Below are 23,708 nucleotides of genomic sequence, written 5' to 3' on the forward strand. Positions count from 1 at the left end.
TCTCCTTTGCAATTAAAAATTCAAGTATATTTTACTCTCTAATTTTTCAGCCTTTATCCATGCAAGAATTTCTTCATTTAAGTTTAAAATCGTTGCCTTTCCTTCGCTTACAAGTTTCAAAAAAGCCAAAATTTCAGAATCTTTGTCTAAATCCAAATCTTCAAGAATTTTATCAGCCTCTGCAATGCCTTGTTTCAGATAATTATAATTCTCTTCTGAGGTATTCCATGTCACTGCTTTCTTTATCTTATTAGTTGCATAAGTCGCCTTATTCTCATCAGGTAATATTCCTTTTACAGTTTCAATAAGTCCAAGAATATTAGATGTACTTTTTGTATAGTATTCGCTCCATTCTTGTCCCATAACTGCATATAATTTTTTAGACTCAGATGAAACAAATTGCGTCGTAGCATTATTGGCAGCCCCTGCTTGAACAACTTTGTCGCAAGAAGCCAAAAAGCTCTTAAATCCACTTAACACATTAGTTGATGGAACAAATTCAGAATTGTCTACTGCAAGTTTCAATTCATTAACCATTTGTTGAAGGCTAACTATTAACTGTTTAAAGTTATAATCAGCCGTTGCTTGCTTTTTGTTGTCAGCAGATGCTGTTTCTAACTCATGTACAGTTTTCATGTCAATTATATATTCGTTTAATGTATCAATTAACATCCTAGTCCCTCCAATCCAGCAATAATCGCAGAACAATTGCTAATAATTGTTTTCTCATTCTCAAATACATTATCTGTACCAGATGCAGTAGTACCACTGCCAAATTTTGCTTGTCGTACATCAACTTCTGATTTTATCTTACTCATATCAGCTACAACCTTTTTGAGCAGTTGATCCAGTTTCTCTACCTTTCTGATTGGATCTTGAGAAAATGCAAGAATACATTCTATCGCTGTATCTGTTTTTTGTGCATTCACAATTTCTTTAATTGCCTTACTAGTTGAGGTTGAATATTTTTTTACATCATCAAACAATTCCTGATCATACTTCCCTGGAAATTTTCCATCCTCAGCCGTTCTATAAAACTCTACTATTTTTTCCACCATATCTTCGATATCTTCATCATCTATATCAGTAGTTCCAAAGTTATCTTCTATAGTTTTCATTAATTCAGCAGCCTTAGCAAGTTCATCTTCTTGTATCTTATCTAAACGATCCAATATTGTTCTCAGATAATCTCTTGCATCTCTACGTGGTTTCACCGGATCTACTAAATCAAGTGTTTCCGTATCAACAAATAATTTTTCATTTTTAACAGTTCTAACCATTGCATCAAATTTCTCTCTATCCAAGAAAACCTGTGCATGACTCTCTCCCTGTATAACGTTACAATACTGTATAACAGTATCTCTGTTTATTTTGTCATTTTCACCTCGCGCAATAATTCCAAGTAGCTGATTCCATGCTGTGGAATGAGAATTCACGCCTAATCCTCTAATACCATTATCTATGATATGTTCAGGTTTTAAGCCATCAAGCGTAGTTGCTTTTATTGATCCAAAAAGGATAACTCGATAGAATTCAGCCATCATAGCACATTTGAAATAGTCAATTTCTCCATCTTCAAATGTTGTAATTGCTTCTATTAATGGTTTCTTTATTTTTTCTGTCCAAAGCTGAACTTTGTAAACCCTCTTATCAGCTCCATCAAAATTCCAGCTACGTTTTCCTAAAACATTCCACTCTAAAAATGCTTCTACTACACCCTGAGTTTCTCTATCAGCAGGAAGTTTATAAAACATTTGATCTGCACCACGCTTCTGACGATCAAAGCCAACTAATCTATCTTTAACCTTTTTAATCTTATCAATATTATCCATTGATACACCTTCAGCCTGCCAATCAATTGCAGAATAAAGATAACTGCACATATCCTCTCTTGCTTTTGAAATAAGCACAACATTTCCAGTCGTTGCACCAACGTTAATTGTCCCTCCTGCAATCCAGTTTTCAATTACTTGAAGGCTATCATTTAATTGTGCTCTTTCTTCTTGCAATTTTTTCTCTGCTGCAATCTGAGCCGGTGTTTTAACTACAGTACCCGGAGTCCCACCCTGATTAACTGGTTGTGTTGTTGGTGGCTTTACTTCAGGTTTTCCTGTTACCTTCTTTCCATTGATAAGCGGAAATCCCATATCTTGATATACATTTGTTGATAATCCTGCAACATAAGTCACACCATTGCTTTCATATGTATTAGTTGTAGCATCTCCCCATACACACATGAAAAGATACATTCTTTCAAATACATCATTTGATACGCCAGTCTTTTGAATTGCATCACGAAGATTTGAATTTATATTCGTGTTAACGATCTTGAACCCAGGAAAGCTTTCAAAATTCCAAAGTGCATCTCTTACAGTTTTTTCTACAACATCCCTAAGCAAATATCTCGGTGTTCTATAGTTTTCCTGTAATAAATTATTGTACAAATATACAATGGAATTTCTTGAAAAGGGGAACAAATTAAGCTCTTTTCCATCCTCGGTCTGCACTGTATCCCATCCATCACCTTGTTTTACTTCATGAAGTGGCAGTGTTGCACCGGAAGCATCTCCATTTGCCCAAATATCAATCTCATCCTTTGGTAAAGACATAGCATTAAGATAACGACCTACAAATTCACATAAATCATTTTCATTAGCACCAAAAACATCTTCTGGAATAACAATAAATTGCGTAACACGATCTTTATAGTTATCACGAAAATTGCTCTTATAATACTCGCTTGTTGTACCAATTATCGAGGAAATCCTGCACATCCCCTCTTGTTCATAGTCACCTGTATGCCAGGTTGTTAGAACATTTAATAATGCTTCATTTACACCTGTGAATGCAGTAATATCCTCTATTAACAATGTTAATGACTTGCCCTTTTTCTTTAACTCTTTTCTAATTTCCTTAAAAACCTGTTCGAAGTCACCTGGCTCAAGTCCTGCACAGCTCTGAATTACTGTATCGACTTTAGAATTCAAATATTTGGCGACTGAGTCTGCAACCTCAGGCTCCATATAAAGCTTTTCAAGCAATCTAACCGCTTTTTTATCTCCACCGTCATATTGAACTTTATCACAAAAAGCAATATCAATATGAAAGTCTTCAGAAGTAAATTCAGCAACAACATCTCTTGTATCAGCTGTACTATTCTCAGCCACCTTAGAATAAATTCTTTCAATTGGACCATCATCTGCCATCATTCGGTTCTTAAATAATTCATTATTAAGTAACGGTGCAATTCTCTTCCTGTCCGCATTGTTTATATAATCAATATCCTCACCATTATCATCCTCTATTTCAACAATAAATTGATGATAAATGGCATTTTTTAACTTACTTTCACTTATGGTGGATGTAGCATTTACCAATCTGTCATACAAATCCTTATTTTGGATGGATTCAACTTCTGGCTTTTCAAGCAACTGCTTGATAGTCCCTTTCAACGTATTGTCACTTCTTCTAACAAACAGAACAACCTCACTTTCTGGCTTCTGTTTCTCTATTTTAGCATCAAACCATCTTATTAGATGAGATTTACCTGCGCCACTTGACCCTACCACAAGTACAAATTGATGTTCGTTTTTAGGATTAAGCACAATCTTCTTATAGATTTGTTCTTCTGTATAAGTCTTCGAAGAAGTCGATGATGCATCATATTCCTTTTGCAATTGGATTTGTTTAAATGGCACATGAGTTGCCATGAAATCACCATATGAACTTGTGATTGTATCAATACGTACAACTTCTGATAATCTTTGTTTTGCAATTTCAGAATTCATAGCTAGCCTCCTATTGTAATATGAGTAATCGTGCTTTCCAAATCATGACCTTCACATGGATATAAAGACCAAATCTCTTGAGCATCCAATCTATGCTCTGCTTTTATGATATTCAAATCATTAAGCATACGTAATGCATTAGAAAATCCATAATTGAATTTCTTATTATCCTTTGCATTACAAAATGCAATATTAGCATATGGTGAAATAATATCAACAAATTCGTCTATTCTATACACGGTTTGCTTCTTCAATTTTAGATTTTCAAGTATATCTCTTAAAAAAATAGCCGTATTAGGCAACAGAATACCTGCAGCTCCAGCTTGGGAATCATGCATATATCCAAAACCAAGAAATGCCATCCAAAATCGCCATGCTCGCATATCGTCTTCTATGACCTTCTCACCAATGTTTCTTCCAATAATATCACTCATTTTTGATACACTGTTGTGTTCCAATACTTCTGTATCCATCTCCAAATATCCTTTTGTCACTTTATAAAAAAGGCTATCAGATACATTTTCAAGATTCATATTTATGTAATGGCGCATACTATCCATTGATTTTACAACATCCTTGCTTACAGCAAGTGATATTGTATTCTCTTTTGTATTTATAAGTTGCAATTGTTCTGCAGCTGTTCTCACAATACCGAAATAGGAAGTTTTTCCTCCAAGGTTTTGCGGCTCCAATAAAGCTTTCAATGCATTTTCCTCCATTGGCTTACTGGCAACTTCTCTACATAAGGCATACACTCTTTCAGGTATTGCTGATGTTTGCATTCTATTTCCAAACATATTCCCTACATCCTTTCTAAAATATAGCTATCAATCTTTGGTCCCTCTATCACGCTTGACAGTGGTTTCTGCACCTTCTGTATAAAGAAATCTTCTTTTACAATATGAATAAGTTTGATCCCTTCGTTTCTATATTTTCTAAGAGCATTACAAAACTCATATGCTTTATTTGCACCCGAATTATACAATGCAACAACACCACCAGAGACATAATATCCTGAAGCCTGCTTACAAAATTCTTTATATTCAGTCATTCCCATTATCATAATATTACTTCTCTTATCCATATTAAGAATCAAGTCAAAATCATCGTCCATTTTTGTATCCTCAAGAACAATAATTGACACGCCTGCACTTAGATACCTATTCAGAATTGAATAATCGTCATCTTCAGATATAACCATTACTTCCTTCTCACTCTGACATAGTTTATCAAGCTCTGCGGATATAATTTTTTGAGGTTCTCTTACTGGAAGAAGTAAAGGAAACTTGCCTTCTTCCATAGACTCTGGATAATGATGTCTTCCACATCCTCCACAATAGATTGAAACTTTATCATATGTTGAATAAAACATTTCTGACCAGCAAATCTTCTCATCATATTCGATTCCATTTTTTATACGTTTAATTTCTCTCTCAAATCCTGTCGCCTCGTTATCTCTCATTTCCGAAATAGTACTAGGAACTTTCGTGGATTCACTTCTAAGTTCATCCTCCAATATTTCTACTCGAATCTTGTAGCATTCGTTATTAGCATCATAAATCATTGATTTTATCGAAATCATATTATGTCGTCTCAACAGAAGAATTACATATACATTCCATTGAATATCAATTTCACTTGCATCATCATCTTCATTTGTCGCGTTATAGATTGGTTTAACTGCTGTATCCAGTGTGACCATCCCTTTAAACCATGATGAAGTCGGACTCTTATACATACTCAACCATCGTCCCCAAATCTTGTCTGCACTAAGAACCTTATTCATTCTTTTGTATGCAGAATCAATATCATCTACAGGATTAATACACATTACGCTTAGGCTTGTAAGACCATCTCTTCCTCCTCGTCCTAACTCCTGATAATACTGATTGGGTGTATCCGGTATATATAAATGAAGAACAGTTCTTACATCTGCTTTATCAACTCCAACGCCAAATGCAGATGTTGCAATCATTAGATCAATCTTATTATCTGTCCAATCCTTTATTATTCGTTCTCGCTCTACTGACTTTGTATTTCCGGTAAATGTCTCCAAACTGTTTAGCCCAGCTGCTGTCAAAGTTTTCTTTATTTCTTCAGCTTCTTTAGGAGAGTTAATATAAATTACCATTGGATGAGGAAGCTTTTTTGCCAATTCAACCATCTTTTTCTTCTTATCCATATAACTCTTGGCTTTAACAAGGACAAACCGAGGTTCCTTTCTCAGTGCATCACATCTAACTTCAATCCACTTGCCATTATCAACAAACATCTGCTTTAATTTTACTACTGCGGTCTGAGTATAAGTAGCTGATAGTAACACCGTTCTAAGTTGCGAATTTATCGATAAGAGTTCTTTTCTCCAGGCTTCTAAACACTGGTAATCAACTCTAAAGAAATCTCCCCACTCAATTACAATATGTGCCTCATCAATGATAAGATTCTTCAAGTACTTCTTGCTATTTGCTTCATTTATCATCGATTCAAACTCATTATTTCGGATTAAAGCTTCTGGCGATATAAATAATAGCCTGGCAGTTTCATTCTTTATTGCATTTTTTAGTGCATTTTTTCTGACCAATTCAATACCACTGTAATAACAGAATATTTCTTCATCAGCATTATGTTTGACATTATTTTTCGCATTTCTAACCTGATCGATAGCCAAAGAAACAGTTGGAACTATAACGATGGTAAGTCCATCCTTCTGATAAGCCATTGTCTGAGTTATTAAACTTTTTCCACCACCTGTTGGTAATGAAACCAATGTGGTATATCCCTCGGGAGTATTTAACGCTCCAAAAACGGCTATCTTTTGTTCTAATGATTTGAATTCCTTGTAATGCGTCAAACTATAAATAAAAGCATTATTACCATAAAAAACATCATTCTGTTTTGGTAACGTTCTATTTGTATTTTTCCTCTGATATGCCTGGTCTACAAAATCCGAATCTATGTATTCTGGAATATCCAAATTGGCATAATACTTACCTTCTACATTTTTCATTAATCCATATTCATTTTCCGGATCAATATCTTCATTATCAAGACGTATTTCATTCTGAAACACTAAAAGATAATTGCGAAGTGAACACAGGAAAACATCCTTAGATGCGTTGTTCTTTTTATACTTATCAAAGCAGATAAGTAGACGTTTTACTGTATTGTAATAAAAAGACTCTAATGCGCTCGCATTTGCACTTATACTAGTTAAAGAACCTGATGATGTTCCATTAATATATTTTTCTGCATACTCTTCTAAATTCTTAACATCCATTAGCGTTTCACCATCCAAACATAACAAGCCGACTCAAGTCTTACAGTTGGCTTTTCTAATGCTTCGATTACAACATCATATATCTCCTTTATTCTGTCATAATCTTCAACTTCTTGATCATAATACTTAGCTGTGGCAATTATAGAAGTAATAATTCTGTCTACTTCTGCTTTTGCTTCAGACACATGGGATCTCTCTCTCAGGGCTTTCAGTGCCTTATTCTTACTTACTCCCCTCGATTTTTTAACAAGATCATCCCATCTTTCTTGTGGATAACTACTCTTAAAATAATCTACATTTGATGCTCTGTATTGAGAGAATATATGCAAAAATCCTTCTTGCCTACTTCTCCTTCCCAAATGTTCAATGTCATCCTTGCTACTTTCAAAGTCTCTTTGGAGCATCTCATTAAACTCTCTGATAACCTTATCATCAGGTATTTCACCTTCAGCTCTTACTCTTACCGGAATCTGCACCTGCTCTACTGCCAAATAATTCCTAAATGCGCTCAAATAAGACAATGGTACTTCTTTTTCTATAAGTAATCTCTCATTCGGATATAATGACCATGTATAAACAAATCCAGTCCAATTAATTCCAGCTTTCATTGCAAAGGCAGCTGCCTGACCACGGCATGATCGCATAGCATTATCCACAATACAGTCAAAAATATCATCACCTGGAGCAAAGAAATGAATATAGTCATTTTCAATAGCTTTCTTTCTGCTAAAAGTTCCATCTATAGACCTGCTATAATGTGATGAATTTTTATCCTGCTTATCTTGCCTCATTTCATGTATTTTCCTGATAAACTGATTCTGTCTCTGTGCAAAATATGTATCCCAATCTGGTGGAATTAGCAGAGAATTTTCAGCAGACTTGGTAGAAAAAGAATTATCATTAAAGCTGATTACTCCATCTTTTTCTATAACATCTCTAAATCCTGATAACATCGCCCATTGCAGCATTGCATCAGCAAACATTTTATTTTCATTTCTGTTATAGTACTTAACAAGGCTAATAAGTTCTTGATTCATCGGTCTATAAATATAAGCTGCCGTATCAAAATGCTGCTCTTCTCTGACCTCTTCTTTCAGCTTTGCGGATCTCTCTATAACATTTTGAATTTCATTCGTTAAACCAAATCTAAAATCTTTTATGATTGCCGAGACAATAGCATTGTTTATATCGTTCATGATGATTTCCAAGCCACTTAATGAGTGTTCAAAAATCTTAAGACCTTCATTCCAAAACTTAAGTAACTCTTCTTCCAATGACTCCTCCGCGTATGGGACAACAGAAATAATCGGTCTACCGCTTTCTCTACCCATACGGTCAAGTCGTCCAATTCGCTGTTCAATTGCGTTGGCATCCCACGGAAGGTCAATATGTACTACGTAATCTGCACACTGAAAGTTTCTACCTTCACCACCCGATTCGTCACAAAGCATAATTGTACAGTTCTTATCATTTTGGAATTTGCAAACATTCAATTCCAATTCATCTGCACTCATGCCTTTTCTAAAAAAGCTAAATCCTTCCTCTGTATAAAAGTCTTTTAACATTTCTTCATACACATCAAAGGTTTCTTTAAAATTTGTAAACAAAACAATTTTTGCATCACTTGCATATTCATCCAAATAATACATCGTTCGCACAATTCTTGATGAATATTCTTCTGGTGTATCAAGTGCATCTACGATGTTATCTGCGATATCCTGCTCGTAAATCATCCATCGTCGTAAGTTTTCCTTTAAGTTATCTGCCACCTCAATCGATCTTGATACTTCGTCTAACACTTTTTTGAATGCCCATGGAGAACTAAAGAAAGCACCAAACAATGGCTTAAATGTTTTTTCGAACTCGTCTTCTGTAAGTTCTTTTTCGGTAATCCAGTTCACTAAATCCTGATATGTTCCATACTCATAAAAATTCTTATCTGGATCTAATGCGTATGGAATAGTTTCAAGTTGACGTTCTGGAAGGTCCTCTAATGTCTCACGCCTGTTTCTTATAATATTCTTCTCTATCTGATAATTCTCACACAAATAAGAAATAGCAACCTTGAAATGATGCACGCCTAAATCATCAGCATCAAAATCTGCTTGTTCGTACATTTCCTTTAGCATATCATTCTCTACAATTTTGTAGAGTTTTTTAAATCCACTTTGAATATCATCAAAGAAATCTTCACAATCTTCATTCTCATGAGGATCCTCTTGAGAATCTCTCGATTCCTGAATGGCTTCTTCTATATCCTCTATATTTGATAGAACCATTGCTGCTGCTTTTGTAATATTTCCCTGCTTTTCAACTAAAACATCAAACACTTCTTTTGTACAATAGTCATATTTTGAAGGAAGTATTAATCTCAGTAAATCCAGATAATCCGCACGCTTTTGTTGAACCGGAGTAGCACTTAAAAGCAAAAGATTTGTTGTATTTTTGCTAAGCTTATGAAAAGCATCGTAATATGCCCTATATCTAAGCAATCTATGTGCTTCATCAATTATTGTAAAATTCCAATCTTGGTTGCACTCTTTCGATGATGCACTCTCCATTTCTGCAAATGTAATGTAGTTATTATTCTCGTTTTCACCCTCAAACAAATCAAACTTCAAAAACAGTTCCGTTTTCCACTGTTCTAAAAGTGATTTTGGAGCAACTATAAGTGCGTTAACATCACTATGTCTAGAGAAATACACTTTCAAAATTGATGCAGCTTCTATTGTCTTACCCATACCAACTTCATCTGCCAACATATATCTGCAAGTATCGTCCTGTAAGCACCTCATAATTGATTTAAGCTGGTGCGGCATAAGAAAAATTTTACAACCAGCAAGTTCCTTAAATCCCATAATGGAATTATCCAAGACATTCATTGTCTTCGTTACAATGCTTCGTCCAAATATCCAGCAAGGATTCTGAAATTCATACTTCTGTAGCTGTGACGCTGGATCCACTTTACCTACAGTAAATGGAGCTATTATTTTGTTCTCAGGAACCCTAATAAGCTCTTTACTATACAAATCTTCGATGTAATAATCGTAATATGCATCTTCACTCTTAACACATGATACAACTTTATATTTTTCTCTTTCATATAATACAATTGAACCTGTAAAGAAAGTACATCTTTGAACCAGCGCTGTTGGCAATGGTGCACTTTTAGGGAACCCATCATAGTAAAACCTATAATTAAATGGGTCATTAAATACAACTTCCACTGTATCTGCAAATGTGTCAATTTTCGTAATCTGTCCAGTTAAAAAATCTCGTGGATTTATCATGTCATGATCTATTGGACATCTAACATACATTTTTTCTAACAACATTTACTCACCCCTTTCCATTTATTGATTTGTTGTGTAGCGATATGGTTCCATACAAATTTCTCTAACAGCGCAATATTGGCACCATTCGTCACATGACTTTCCATATCCTGCCTTATTGACCTTTTCACTGCCTAATCTGTTATCTATTTCCGACTGAGAAACATCCTTGAAATTATTGTAAAAACTATTATCTCCATTACCTAACTGAAGATAGATAAACTCTTCTCTTTTTTTCATGTAAGTTTCATCATTTAATGTAACATTAGGGAAAGTACTACCATTTTTAAGTACGCTCTTCAATAAATAGTTCTTAGCATTTGTAATTGCATCCATTCTTTCTGTATGCATATCTCTTACAAATTCAAATTTTCTTTCCAGTTTTTTTAACTCATCATTTAATGTTTCTAAAAGTATATCTTCTGTTGCAATCTGTCCTTGCAATGTTACCCTTGCTTGATTTTCCAATAAAATTTCAAGATATTTAAGTAAAAGAAAATGATCTCTGTAAACGGTTCTCTTCTCGATTGTAGATTCAAGTAAAAATCTGTATTTGCAGATTTTGTAACGAGAATAATCATACTGCCCATAATTAGCTGTAGTATCAATCTCCAATGAGCAATCTCTTTTTTGTACGCTACTTACATTTCCTATACTATTCTCCGGAAATGTCTTGCTAGCCTGTAATATCTTGAACAAATAAAACATTTCATTTTCTTTATCATCAACATTTTTCACATAACTTAATTTGAATTTAACTCGATTAAACTGCAATCCATAGATAAGTGCATATCTTTTAAAGTTCTTATACTCTCTACGTGATTTTACATAGACCTGATATTTCCAATCTATCGGATCCTGCGCAACTTCAAAGAAATTCACGTCTAACGGCCAAGGAAACCTATCTCTATTTGTCACATTCATATCATTGTCTGATAAGCTCGCAAAATGATATACTGTATCCTTATACTGATGCTGACTTTTCAATATATCTCCATCAATCTGTTCAAAATCTCTTACAATCCAATTTGCACTTACTCCCTTTTTACTTTCTTGCTTTAAGTAATATGACATTGTCTCTTTTAGAACATCAAATGAACCTGAAGCATCAATATTATCCACTTCCTCTAACCTTATGAGAACACGTTTTACAACATCTCTAAATTCATCCTCTAAATCCTCAGCTTCTAATAAACGAGTTTCCAAAAATTCCTTTATTTTCTTATAAAATTTCTTGAAATTATTCTCTGCATCCTCAAAATCTTCATAAAACACTTTCGTTATTTTATTTAATTGCTCCAATGCATCGATCAATAAATCAATTTCCTCTGCCGTTACGTCAAAGTAAATTAGTCTTCTTCCAATGCGCTTTTCATTTGCATCTTTTTCAGCTTTTGCAATTCTTTTCCTTAATTTGCCAAGTAGCTCTACAATTTCCTCTATGCTTTCTGCTCTAATAAAGAATTCATTTGTTTTATTAAATATTGCATATAAGCTTCCTGGTACCTTTTCCTTAACAAATCCAGAATTCAGACATTCAACTATATCGTTCATATTCTCAATTCTGATACCACCCTCATCTGGATTCCACATATTCGTAATAGACAAGAAGAAATGTCCTATTGGATATGTTAAAAAATGACGTTCTCCGAACTGTCCTGGATAGTATATTTTAAGTATATTATTCACACTGTTATTGGCCGCATAAAACTGTTCTTTCATGTAGTAGAGTGCAGACCGCTTTCCATGTTGATCTTTCTCTTGTCTCTTCATGGCATCTTCATATACTTTTGCAACATAGCTTGCAAATTCTGTATTATTGTCGAACTCCATTATCTCAAATGGTACTTCCATATCATTTTCTTCAGGTCTACCTTCAACAAGATTCGCCATTCTCTCAGCCAATAAATTACCATCATAACTATTTGACAACAAAGGATTTGGCTTGAATTCATTGATAAACTGACTCTTTATCGGTAAATCAAATGATGAATATACATCAATCCATGTTTGATATACATTTTTATATTGTTGCTGATAATTAAAGAGCAACACGACTCTTTTGTACTTTGAAATAATCTCCAATGTCTGTAAAATCATTGGTGAAAACTGATGCACTCCATGAACAACAATAGAATCTATATCTACAGAACTTAAATCCGCTCCATCTCTTCCCAGAAGCATTCCCTGTTTTATGGCCTCTTCAATTTCTTCTTTGGAAAACTTCCTTTTTAATCTGAAATCATTTAATCTTTCCGATTTTTGTATCAATCTATAAAGCTGCACAAGATGTTTCTGTTCTTCCGACATCAAATCTACTCTCATATCATCGAGACTCATATCAAGTTCAAATAATATTCTTAGGCTGTTGCTCAGTCCTTTTCTGTTAAAACGTAATGATTGACGTACTTTTGCCGCGTTGTCCTGTATATCAAGTTCTCCTATTGCCCAATCTATATCTGCATATTGCTTAATCTTGCATTCACTGCTTTCCCAATAAGAAAAAAGTCCTTTAACAAGATTTTCAACAGTTGATACCTTACCGGCTGTCATGTCTGTATAGGTTCCCATTATTCCGTTTGCCATAGTTTGAGAAACGCAAAAATGCGGACAATTTTTAATAGAATCCCAATATAGTTCTTTATCTATTTCATAGGGATTACTGTATGTATAAATAGAAAATGGCATTCCTATACCTCCAAAAATTTACTCCAACTCATATTGGATTTTTTATCTACATCTTTCATCCATATACAGCTTCTGATAGCTCTAGTAAGCGCTACATACAATATTCTTGCTTCCTCGCATACTCTTTGACCTATTTCCTCTTGCGAGTCATAGTTTGAATTGCAGTCTTTTTTGTTTTCATCCACCTTAATTGAGTATGCCAATTTTGACTCTGAATAATTTACATCTGTATTAGCTTTTTTTAGGTTATCTATAGCTTGCCCTGTATATGGCAATATAACAGTTCCGTATTCTAACCCCTTTGCCTTATGAACCGTAGTACACAAAAATCTAATTCCAGTTTCATCTTCTGCAATTCCACGAGCAAGCTCATGTTGCTTTGTAAGTACATTTATCTGTATTGAATTTGCAATTACTGTCAATGTCAAATAATCAACACTATACGTTTTAATAATTCTCTCTATAAGCAATTCATAATTAGACTTATAAAATCTTTGCTTTTCTACATCATCACTATACTGCAACCATGGCTGAAGCAATTCATATATCGACTTAAGCACCACCAACACTGGATTAGCCTGAACATAAGCAACAAGATCATTCCATGACTTATTCATTCTAATAGTAAAATAGTCATCTAATATTCCTGTTAATAAATCTATCTGTTCTTTCTTTTCTAAATTTTGAAGCCCTTGATATTTAACCTCTATGTCAATATAGTTAGTTTCGATAAAATTTACCAAATGTACTGGATCAGTTGGATTTGTAAGTGCCAACAACAACTTACAAAAATCAATTGTTGATTCTAATTGGTATAAATCTCCTCCAACTTTTGTCTCTATTTCAATATCTGGATTCAGTTCTTTGCAACCTTTGATAATGTTCTCAATTTGCCAATTTTCTCTAACCAAAATTGCTATTGTTTTCTCTTCTTTAGACAGTTTTTTCTTCTGTTCTAAATCCAATACTTTCTTTTTCTCATTCAGTAACAATTTGAGCAATACTTCTATTTGTTCATCATTTTTGCCATGGTAAGGAATGCATTGAAATAAATCTTTCTCATCTGCTCCACCTTCAAGATTGCTTACCAGATGATCTGCGTCATATGAGTATGGAAGCCATGCATTTGAACCCATTCCTTGGAATATTTCATCCATTATTTCAAGTAATCTTGAGTCTGTACGATAATTAGTATTAATTGTATGTTCTTCCCACTTGTCCGGCGTTGCTCCCAACTGTTTGAAAGCACTAATAGTAGCACCTCTGAATCTATAAATGCTTTGCTTAAGATCTCCTACAACAAATAATTCACATTCATCTCCTATTAACTTCTGTATTTTTAAAAATGAATCAATCTGAGCATCGTCTGTATCCTGAAATTCATCAATAAATATGTACTTATAATCAAGATGTGTTTTCTTCTTATCTTTTTGATTAACTACTTCATTTAATAAAATCATAGTTTCTCTAAGGTCTATTTTATTGTTTTCTTGGATTTTCTGCTCATATTCAAGCTCTGCTGCAATAATGACATCTATGATTATTTCATTAAAAAACGGCATTAATGATGGGGCTACTCCAAGTTCATCTGCCTTGATTTTCTTTATATCAATACTCTTGTTATACAACTGATTCGAGAATTCTACCAACATATGTCTAAACTGATAAAGTGGTAGCTTTATCTCATTAATAAAGTTTGGATTCTCATTTTCTTTCTTTTCAATAAAAATATTCAAATACTTTTCATAGATTTGTTCTTTGTTAAAATCTCCTGATGTTATTGCAAAATTATCTCCTAATCCCATTTGCATTGAGGCCTCTTTAATAACCTCACGAGCAAATTTATGTATTGTTGAAATACGCATAAAATCAGTTTCTTCTATATACTTAAGATATTTGGGATTGCTAGTTAATACGAAATAATTAATAAACAATTGTTTTAATCTGTTTTTCATATTATCTGCAGCATCATTTGTAAATGTAACCATAGCTATATCATCTATAAGATTCACCGTTGGATTCGCGTATTTATTGCACAAATACGCAATTCTCGAAACCATAGAATAGGTTTTTCCTGTTCCTGCGCCAGCTCGTACTAAAATATTTTTTTCTACAGCTGCATGTTCAATAAAATATTGCTGCATATTAAATGAGCTCTTATTAGATAATACTTTCAGCAACTGCTTTTCCTCATCGGTGCAATCGCCCTCATAAATAGTCAAAGCATCTTCGATATAATCTCTCAGATTCTCCACTACATACAATTCGAAATTAAATATCCTAAAAGAGCCATTTTTTACAGAAAAATCATTTTCTGTTTCTTTCTTAAATTTAAGATTACTTTTATCTATTGCTATTCCCTTATCACTTAATTCTCCCTCTAGCACATATAATACAGAATCTGCCAAATCAATTGATTCAACAAAAATTACTGCTTTTGTTCCTGATACATATCCATTTACAATGTCATGAATAACTTTCTTGCTCATCCTATTAGGCTCTGCGATTAGTACAGAGTATGGAATCTGATTAGTTAATTCCATTGGCTTTTTCACCTGGAAATGTGGTTCAAAATGTTGACGTATTTTCCCCATCAAAATTTCATCCATTTCAGCATGTGGTATTGATTTACACTGATTAAACGCAGTAAGAAGCTTGTTTCCAAGTTTCATAGAGTCTTCCAAATCCTCTTTAAAAATAGTCAAAGTTTCCTCAGAAACAATATCTAATCTCTTATCATAATATTCCTTTTTACTTATGAATGGATAACATACCAAATCGAAAATAAGCGGACTTACATTGTATCTGTCATTAATCAAATTAAGAAGTCCAAATCTATATGCCCTAGCCTGCTTTTTAGGTGATTTTTCTGGTTTATCATATCCTTGAATAATAATTTCATCTACACCAGCAACATCAAAAATAGAGTCTGCTAGCCAGCCTTTTACCTCAACAACAATTAATCCAACATTCTTCATAAGAATACAAAAATCAAATTCTCTACCATTTACCTCTCGTCCATTGTACACAACAACTTCTGATGGTAAATTATTAGAAAAGCTCTCCCAAACTTTCCCCTCACCTTTAAAATCCGGTTTTTTATCAATCATAAGTGCCATGGTAATTTCCTCCAATATTGACTATTCGAAAAAGTCCTCATTTATCTTGTAAACAGTATATGTTTGCACTTTTTCTAAGCCTATTCCGTATTTAATCATCAACTCGGCCAACAAATCTCCGTCGATAAGTTTAAGGCTCTTTTGTTGCTGACTCTCTGCATATTTTCTAGCCTCTTTTGTAAAAGTTGACGTTGTGATAAACACACCCTTTTGCACATCCTGCATTGCACCAACAAATGCTTGTAGAAGTGGTCTTCCTATTGTATTACTGTTGTCATTTCTTTTTGCTTGAATATAAATTTTGCTTAATCCAAGCTTGTCCTCATAAATAACACCATCTATTCCACCATCATGTGATTTTCCCAATACTCGTCCGGACAATTCATCTGAACCATATCCCATCTCTAGCAAAAGATTAACTACTAACTGTTCGAAGAAACTTGGATGACACTCTAGGATGTGATCCAATATTTGTCTCTTAATGTTATTCTTATAAAATAAATACGTCAGATCTATTTTTTCTTCCGGCAACAAATCATCTTCCGATACAGGCTTTGATTTCTTGTTAACATCTCCTTCAGCGTCAACTTTTTCTTGCCCTTCTTTCACTAACGCATAGAGATTTATTGTTCCTTTTTGCCCCACAATTTTAAAATACTTAACTGGTGATGCTCCTGGAAAATCTAAACCTTCGCAATGGCAACGTAGTTTTGCATTGACTGCAGCCTCTGGCTCCTTAGCCCCGAACTGGTATAAGTCTCTCTCTATGATTTTGACATATGCTTCTTTATAAGTTAAACTTTCATTTTCTTTAAGAACTTCAACCAATGCATCTACAATTCTCATACTTTCACCTTCTACAATTCTTCTTTAAATATCTTTATCAACTGATTAATTTCTTCTTCTGTTGTGTTTTTATTTATTGATATTCTTAACACCTTTGAAACCTTGTCTTCTAAACCCAGCGCAGAAATTACATATGATGGTTCCCCTGCACTACATGCAGATCCAGTTGATATAGCTAATCTATCGCTAATACGTTTTATAAATCTTTCATTGTTGAAATCATTCTTCTCAATTACAATGCTTATAATTCCCGGCATTCTTTTTTCTGATGGATTCGTAAGTTTTATCTCAGACATTCCCATTAATTCTTTTACAAGTAGTTGATCATTCTTCATAATCTTCTTCTCGTTAACTTTTAAATCTCTTAACGCAATTTCTGCAGCTTTTCCGAATCCAACAATATTATGGACAGAAAGCGTACCTGCTCTAAATCCATTTTCCTGCTCTCCACCATGCATAAACGCCGTAATAGGTGGAATACCATATGCATCACTTTTTAAAAATGCAGCTCCAATGCCTTTAGGTCCGTATATTTTGTGTGCTGAACAGGAAGCATAATCTATCCCCATTGTATGCACATTAATTGACATTTTTCCAATTGCTTGCGTTAAATCAGAATGAACTGCTATTCCTTTTTCAGCACATATCTTTGCAATTTGTGAAACATCACTTATGGATCCAATTTCATTATTCACATATATTATCGAAACCATTGCAGTATTTGATCTAATAGCTTCTTCTACCGTCGTAGGAAGTATCTCGCCTATTTCAGTGATTCCTATAAATGAAGCCTCGTACCCTCTGTCAACAGTCTTTTTCTCGCCAAACAGATTAACTGTAGGATCATTATTTGAATACAAATCACCATTAAGATATTTACAAACATTTAAGGTCGCCTTATGTTCTGCCACAGAGGTAATAATGTGATTCTTACCATCTCCATAATAGCGACGATAGTCCATATATCCTTTAATAATAAAATTTGTACTTTCTGTAGCTCCTGCTGTAAAAATAATTTCTTCCGGATTAGCACCTAATAATTTTGCAACATTAGCACGCGCTACTTCTACTGCATTCCTAGCGTTTACTGCTTTGCAATAATACTTACTTGATGGATTCCCATATTCTTCTCTAAGAAATGGTAGCATTGCATCCAACACTTCTTCATCTACAGGAGAAGTTGCACTATTATCAAAATAAATCATACTGTATCCCCCACTCCCAACACTTGAAGTATATATTTATCCATATTTCCAGCATGATTGTACATATCAAGCAGCAACTCACTGCCTCGATCAATATGCGCCTTTACATACTTAGGAAAGAACTCCTCTTCCGGCAAATATCGTCCTTCTACTTCCTCAATTAATACCTTAAAGTATGTCTCATTATCACCAGTAATTGTCTGTCTATTAAGGTCTAATCCATCTGAATCAGATTCATAATTTTCAACAGAGCTATTCTCTTTTATCGACCATGCAATTGCATGTTTAACCAATGTGTATGGTTTATAATTTGTTCTGTTCTCTAACTCTTGAAATATTTCTTGAGTTCTCTTTGATGTTTTTAATCTAAATATCATTGACTACACCTCGAAAAAATAATGTTGTTCAACAGTAGTTCTGTTTTGACTCTCGTCATTAATAAGAAGGTATTCTTTAGCAATGTGTGGCTTAATTATTCCATAATACTCTTCATTTATCTCTTCGTCCGTTGAAAGGATTACTACCTGTTTGCTGATATTAGGGAAGAACTTTTCTGATATTTCTTTTCGATGATTCGCATCAATACGTGCATACGGAGTATCAATAATAAATGGAATATCCTGTCCTGACAACTCAATAATTGCCCAATATAGTGATAGAATAAATATCTGTCGCTCACCTTTAGAAAGTCTACTAATATCTATGCGTTTATATAAATTATGGGTATTTTTATACTCATCTGAAGATAATTCCTGTTGCAATGCCTGAACCGAATCAACCTTATACTTTTTACACAATATCTCCATTCCCTTTTTGCCAATCTCTGTTGCAAACACATCTTTTCCCAAATTTCTTATTAAATGGAGCAATTCTGTATTACTATATCTGACATTCTGATAAAGATTAAACTGGAAATCATCTTCTATTTCTATATGTGTAATAAGATTATTTTTCCTATAAATGTGTTGTAAATTCTCAACAATAAGTTTTTCAAGATTTCTCTTTATTGATTCTGTCTTAACGCTTAGCATTGATCCCATCATCTGAGATAATCCAGAACTCAACTCAAATACATGCTTATTCTGTGCGTTATCCTTAATCGTTTGGAATGCACGATCTCTTTGCTGAGTAGCAATTGTTAATTCATCTTTCATATTAGCCAAATGCATTTCTGACGCGTGAATTCTTGATGTAATCTCATCTTTCTTCTTCAACAATGCATTTTCCTTTTCAGAAAATTTTCCGGCATCCTCGTCTGTCATTGCATTTTTAAGTATACGATTAATTTCCATTGTCTTTTCAGCTGCAGCTTTTCTATTTTCAACCAGCTGAATCATTGCTTCGACATCAAAGTCATCAATTGAAGAAATCATCGCATTAACTCTCCCAATTCCTTCTTTTGAAAGGTCATGAACAGGTTGATCTCCCTCCTTGAACCCTTTCGGTTTGAATTTCTTTAATATGAACTCTAACAAATCATCGACAGTCTCGTCACTTACATTCTGACTTTCGTTTAATGTTTCTTTGATTTCATGCTTTTTAAGTTTTTGCTGAATATAATAAAAAATTTCACCCTTCTCTTCAAAATCTAATTGGTCTGATATTTTCCCGGTAAAATCTCTAAGAATAAAAAATGGCATTAATCCTTCTACAAATAATTTAATTTTTGTCAAGGATTCTGTTTTAATATGCTCAGCCTCTGTAAATTCTTTTAAAAGAGTTTGTCTTTCAGCTTCTGTTATTCCCCCAGCATTTTTAAACGCAGTCTCAACTTCAGTCAATTCTGTTTCGATTTTTTCTAGTTCTTCTTGATTTACTACATTTTGGGACTCAAGTTCTGCATAGTCTGCCTCTATTTTTTCAGTGTTGCAACGTAGTTCTTCATACTTCGCATGTATTTCATCTTCGTCTACGCTATTAGATTTACCCGCATAACCAGTAGTATATTTACGAATAATCTCAAAAACATCTAATCCGCACAGTGTATATACTGCATTTTTCACATAAGTATTGTAAGTACTGGTTGAAAAAATACTTCCAACCTCTTCACCATCAAACAAGAAAAATTCAAATAAATCTGGTGGAATCATCCCCTGTAAGTAGTTCTGAAAATAAGACAGCTCTTGTTCATCAAGCCTATGGCCTTCAGATATTACAAAATAATCTTCTTCAAGTTTTTGTTTCGTATAATCCCATTCTCTGGTTATTTCATATTCTTTAATCTCTCGTTCTACCATCAATGATACGGATATCTGAACGTAAGATTTAACAACATCTTTTTGAAAGGTCTTAGAATTTATACAATCTTTTATTTTAGCAATGTAGGTTGAATTCACACCAACATAGCCAAATGCTAAAGGTCCATACAGTGCAATCTTAATAGCCGTAAATAACGATGTCTTTCCAGCACCGTTCTTTCCTCCTATTAAAATGATGTTTTTATCACCATCATTACTTGTAAAATCAAACTCGTTCAATCCCTCATAGGAGTTGAAATTATATAACACTATTCTATTTATTTTCATTTTCAATCTCCTTTAAGATTTCGTGATGTAGCCATTGCTGATTAAGCAATCTCTCCATCGCCTCTTTCATAATTCTTTGGTTTGAATAATTCTTATTATGATAAACAGATAAAATAATATTTCTAACCAAATCAAATGGTACATCGTTTTCCTGTGCCATTTTTTCTAATTCATCCACAGTTTCTTTATCAATAAGTGATTCCTTATACTGATACCAAGGCAAGATTTCTCCAGTTAAATCCTTGTACAAATCAACAAGTGTTCTTCTTGAAAGATCTAACTCATCATCCCATATTTCATCAATTGCTTTTAATTCTTCCATTGTGATAAGCTCATATCCCATTTTCTGTTGTGTTTCTATAAGCCTTGTCAGAATTAATTTTCTTGCTTCCCACGTAAAAGGTCCATATCCCATTTCACCAGTCTTCGTTTCATAAACTGTACCATTTCTTCGTTTCTTCTCGCGGTATTCATCTATATCACGAATATTCATAAGCCATGATCTGAACTCTGCTAGCGGAATTAATTCTCTGTGTCCACTTTTAATAAATCCGTTTAATGATTTATCTTCTTTTACAACTGTACATACCCAACATCCAAATCTTGAATTACCACACGATTGTGTTTGTCCACCAGCATGCATTCCAGCAAAAGGACACTCACCACTGTCCGCACCTGCATAAAGTGCAACTAATTCATTATTATTAGACCCCCAAGGTGTTTTTCCTCCGTCAAGCCTCAATAATACATCCCAAACATCCTCAGTTGTCAATTCAACAATAGGATTATATACATATGCATCCTGAATAGTTTCATGTCTATTCATAAGACGATTTGCAAGTTCTCTTCCTTCTATTCGTCTCCTACGGGCTTCACTTTCTGCTTTTCGAACACCTAAAAGAACTACTACTTCCTCGCCTTCTTTTTTTATAACATTTCTTATATAATCAGCACTTGGATTTATTTTCAATCTGTCTGTACACCATCTAAAAGTTCCATTCATTCTTGGCGTTGGAAAACCTCTTCCAATTACATTCGCCCAAAATGAATTATCTGCTGGCGGCGTAACCATAGTTGAAATGATTGGCACTTCATCATTAATTGCTGCTTCACCTAAAAGTTTATTCATCTTACTAAGATATATCTTTATCAATGGATTCTCTATAAGTGTGTCAGACGATACTATATAAACATTTTTATTTCTTTCTTTTTTTGGAAGGGTCAACAACATCTTATAAACCAATTCAACGACAGCAGTAGAATCCTTTCCTCCACTATATCCTATCACCCACGGACGCTTATCTGACTGATAGACATACTTAATCTCTTCTATCAGTTCTTCCAATGTATTCTCATTAAAATAACTATTCGTTGCCATCATTGTTACCTCGATGCTGAGCAACCTGACATAATAATCCAAGACTCAGCTCTTTCCCTTCGTTATCCATTTGTTTGATATAACTTATTATTTTACGTTCAACATCATCTTCATCATCGCAGAAAAATTCCCTACCTACCAACTGGTCTAATGAAATCTTGTAAATATCTGCAAAACATTTCAATTGTTCAATATCAGGTGCTGTAACACCCCTCTCAATATTGCTTATAACTTGCTGTGATACATTTAACATTTCAGCAAGTTCTGTTTGCTTATAATTTCTGCTTTTTCTTATTTCTGCTAATCGTTTTCCTATTGTTTGCATATTCTTTCTACTCCATTAAATTAAAGGATACAACGGGCACAATTCACCCAGTATGCATAGTCATACCAATTATTAATTATACCTAAAAGGTACACAAAATACAAGTTTTTTGTGTTTTTTAGGTATTGACTAACAATATATTTGTATTATATAATATATACAAATATATTGTTACTTTATGTGCTAATAGAGAGGAGAAAAACAATAATGTTATGTAAAAAATGTATGGAAGAACTTACTTCCACTAATATTTATCCATCCGATCACAGGTACTGTATTATGTGCAGCACAGAGCACTCAACATATCTTTCTGAACGTAGACAAACATTGACTTCACTTCGAGAAATGAATTTAGAATCAAAAATTATACAAACTAAATATTTAATCAGACGTGCAGTTATGGAGTTCGGACTTGATAAAGTATATATTTCATACTCTGGCGGTAAGGATTCTACAGTTCTCTCACATATTGCAAAGACTATGTATCCTGATATCCTGCACTTATTTGCAAACACAACCAACGAATATCCAGAAACCATTCAGCACATTAAATGGGAAAAAGAAGAAAATGGCACCAACATTATCGTAGTGCTTCCTACAGATGCCAAAGGCAATACCTGGACTTTTAAAAAGGTTGTTGATACATACGGCTATCCAATGTACTCCAAAAGAGTATCAAATGCTATCCGCACCTATCAACATGCACTTTCTGAAAGAACAAAGCAAAACTCCCAAGACTATCTTGATAGAAATTTTAAAAAATACGAAAAATACAAAAACCTTCCTATCTCGGATAAATGTTGTGATAAGCTTAAAAAAGAGCCACTTCGAAGAAAGGCTAAAGAACTAGGTTTAGATTGTGCCATACTTGGAATCCTAGCATCTGAAAGTTACCAAAGAGAAAAAGACTGGTTGGAGTATGGTTGTAATGTTTTTCATGAACGCAAAGATAACCAGAGTCGTCCTCTCTCCTTTTGGAACGACGAAGACATTCTAGAATATATAGATAAATATAATGTAAAAATTCCAAGACTATATGATATGGGATATTCAAGAAATGGCTGCATGTACTGCGGGTTTGGGGTTCATCTCGAACCAAACGGTCAAAATAGATACCAACGATTAAAAGAAACGCACCCTGTACAATACCAATATTTTATAAGTAATTTTGGAAATTTGATGATTGATTTTGAAATAAGTGTTGCATAAGTACGAAGGCTAATCC

At 33.8% G+C, this 23,708-nt stretch carries 14 protein-coding genes; 1 reads left to right on the plus strand and 13 read right to left on the minus strand.

What is annotated here, in order from left to right; genetic code table 11:
• Positions 1-12: 12 nt before the first annotated feature.
• From ACLTWA_RS05700 to ACLTWA_RS05760, 13 genes are read right to left on the minus strand one after another with little or no spacing between them, the layout of a single operon-like run.
• Positions 13-672, minus strand: a complete 660-nt coding sequence (locus tag ACLTWA_RS05700; RefSeq protein ID WP_412326617.1) for a hypothetical protein — start codon at positions 670-672, stop codon at positions 13-15.
• A complete protein-coding gene (locus ACLTWA_RS05705; protein ID WP_412326618.1) occupies positions 666-3,788 on the minus strand; it encodes a hypothetical protein in 3,123 nt (1,040 codons plus the stop codon). Before ACLTWA_RS05705 ends, ACLTWA_RS05700 begins: the two co-directional genes overlap by 7 nt.
• Positions 3,789-3,790: 2 nt before the next feature.
• Complete coding sequence (locus tag ACLTWA_RS05710) at positions 3,791-4,585, minus strand: hypothetical protein (protein ID WP_412326619.1); 795 nt, start codon at positions 4,583-4,585, stop codon at positions 3,791-3,793.
• Between the two features lie 5 nt (positions 4,586-4,590).
• Positions 4,591-7,065: a DEAD/DEAH box helicase gene (locus tag ACLTWA_RS05715; protein WP_412326620.1), complete on the minus strand. Its 2,475-nt coding sequence runs from the start codon at positions 7,063-7,065 to the stop codon at positions 4,591-4,593.
• Positions 7,065-10,400, minus strand: coding sequence for an SNF2-related protein (locus ACLTWA_RS05720; protein ID WP_412326621.1), 3,336 nt, complete (start codon positions 10,398-10,400; stop codon positions 7,065-7,067). The genes ACLTWA_RS05715 and ACLTWA_RS05720 overlap by 1 nt, the downstream gene beginning before the upstream one ends.
• Positions 10,401-10,418: 18 nt before the next feature.
• Positions 10,419-13,085: a hypothetical protein gene (locus tag ACLTWA_RS05725; protein WP_412326622.1), complete on the minus strand. Its 2,667-nt coding sequence runs from the start codon at positions 13,083-13,085 to the stop codon at positions 10,419-10,421.
• A gap of 2 nt (positions 13,086-13,087) precedes the next feature.
• Entirely contained in the window at positions 13,088-16,204 is a 3,117-nt protein-coding gene (locus ACLTWA_RS05730) for a UvrD-helicase domain-containing protein (RefSeq protein ID WP_412326624.1), read from the minus strand.
• Between the two features lie 21 nt (positions 16,205-16,225).
• Entirely contained in the window at positions 16,226-17,050 is an 825-nt protein-coding gene (locus ACLTWA_RS05735; RefSeq protein WP_412326625.1) for a restriction endonuclease, read from the minus strand.
• Between the two features lie 11 nt (positions 17,051-17,061).
• Complete coding sequence (locus ACLTWA_RS05740; RefSeq protein ID WP_412326626.1) at positions 17,062-18,255, minus strand: cysteine desulfurase family protein; 1,194 nt, start codon at positions 18,253-18,255, stop codon at positions 17,062-17,064.
• The gene (locus ACLTWA_RS05745) at positions 18,252-18,632 is read right to left on the minus strand and encodes a DndE family protein (protein ID WP_412326627.1); all 381 of its coding nucleotides are present in this window, start codon (positions 18,630-18,632) and stop codon (positions 18,252-18,254) included. The genes ACLTWA_RS05740 and ACLTWA_RS05745 overlap by 4 nt, the downstream gene beginning before the upstream one ends.
• 3 nt (positions 18,633-18,635) lie before the next feature.
• Positions 18,636-20,780: an AAA family ATPase gene (locus tag ACLTWA_RS05750; protein WP_412326628.1), complete on the minus strand. Its 2,145-nt coding sequence runs from the start codon at positions 20,778-20,780 to the stop codon at positions 18,636-18,638.
• The gene (gene dndC, locus ACLTWA_RS05755; RefSeq protein WP_412326629.1) at positions 20,767-22,161 is read right to left on the minus strand and encodes a DNA phosphorothioation system sulfurtransferase DndC; all 1,395 of its coding nucleotides are present in this window, start codon (positions 22,159-22,161) and stop codon (positions 20,767-20,769) included. Before dndC ends, ACLTWA_RS05750 begins: the two co-directional genes overlap by 14 nt.
• Complete coding sequence (locus tag ACLTWA_RS05760) at positions 22,145-22,483, minus strand: helix-turn-helix domain-containing protein (protein ID WP_412326630.1); 339 nt, start codon at positions 22,481-22,483, stop codon at positions 22,145-22,147. Before ACLTWA_RS05760 ends, dndC begins: the two co-directional genes overlap by 17 nt.
• A 207-nt stretch (positions 22,484-22,690) precedes the next feature.
• Here ACLTWA_RS05760 and ACLTWA_RS05765 point away from each other — a divergent pair, with 207 nt between their 5' ends.
• On the plus strand, positions 22,691-23,692 hold the full coding sequence (locus ACLTWA_RS05765) for a phosphoadenosine phosphosulfate reductase family protein (RefSeq protein ID WP_412326631.1): 1,002 nt from the start codon (positions 22,691-22,693) through the stop codon (positions 23,690-23,692).
• Positions 23,693-23,708: the final 16 nt, after the last annotated feature.

It is taken from the genome of Lacrimispora sp., from assembly GCF_046972725.1.
Lineage (GTDB): Bacteria > Bacillota > Clostridia > Lachnospirales > Lachnospiraceae > Lacrimispora.

What these genes read in the sequence shown, in the direction of transcription:
- ACLTWA_RS05700 (WP_412326617.1), bottom strand. Translation starts at nt 672, where the DNA reads ATGTTAATTGATACATTAAACGAATATATAATTGACATGAAAACTGTA.
- ACLTWA_RS05705 (WP_412326618.1), bottom strand. Translation starts at nt 3,788, where the DNA reads ATGAATTCTGAAATTGCAAAACAAAGATTATCAGAAGTTGTACGTATT.
- ACLTWA_RS05710 (WP_412326619.1), bottom strand. Translation starts at nt 4,585, where the DNA reads ATGTTTGGAAATAGAATGCAAACATCAGCAATACCTGAAAGAGTGTAT.
- ACLTWA_RS05715 (WP_412326620.1), bottom strand. Translation starts at nt 7,065, where the DNA reads ATGGATGTTAAGAATTTAGAAGAGTATGCAGAAAAATATATTAATGGA.
- ACLTWA_RS05720 (WP_412326621.1), bottom strand. Translation starts at nt 10,400, where the DNA reads ATGTTGTTAGAAAAAATGTATGTTAGATGTCCAATAGATCATGACATG.
- ACLTWA_RS05725 (WP_412326622.1), bottom strand. Translation starts at nt 13,085, where the DNA reads ATGCCATTTTCTATTTATACATACAGTAATCCCTATGAAATAGATAAA.
- ACLTWA_RS05730 (WP_412326624.1), bottom strand. Translation starts at nt 16,204, where the DNA reads ATGGCACTTATGATTGATAAAAAACCGGATTTTAAAGGTGAGGGGAAA.
- ACLTWA_RS05735 (WP_412326625.1), bottom strand. Translation starts at nt 17,050, where the DNA reads ATGAGAATTGTAGATGCATTGGTTGAAGTTCTTAAAGAAAATGAAAGT.
- ACLTWA_RS05740 (WP_412326626.1), bottom strand. Translation starts at nt 18,255, where the DNA reads ATGATTTATTTTGATAATAGTGCAACTTCTCCTGTAGATGAAGAAGTG.
- ACLTWA_RS05745 (WP_412326627.1), bottom strand. Translation starts at nt 18,632, where the DNA reads ATGATATTTAGATTAAAAACATCAAAGAGAACTCAAGAAATATTTCAA.
- ACLTWA_RS05750 (WP_412326628.1), bottom strand. Translation starts at nt 20,780, where the DNA reads ATGAAAATAAATAGAATAGTGTTATATAATTTCAACTCCTATGAGGGA.
- dndC (WP_412326629.1), bottom strand. Translation starts at nt 22,161, where the DNA reads ATGATGGCAACGAATAGTTATTTTAATGAGAATACATTGGAAGAACTG.
- ACLTWA_RS05760 (WP_412326630.1), bottom strand. Translation starts at nt 22,483, where the DNA reads ATGCAAACAATAGGAAAACGATTAGCAGAAATAAGAAAAAGCAGAAAT.
- ACLTWA_RS05765 (WP_412326631.1), top strand. Translation starts at nt 22,691, where the DNA reads ATGTTATGTAAAAAATGTATGGAAGAACTTACTTCCACTAATATTTAT.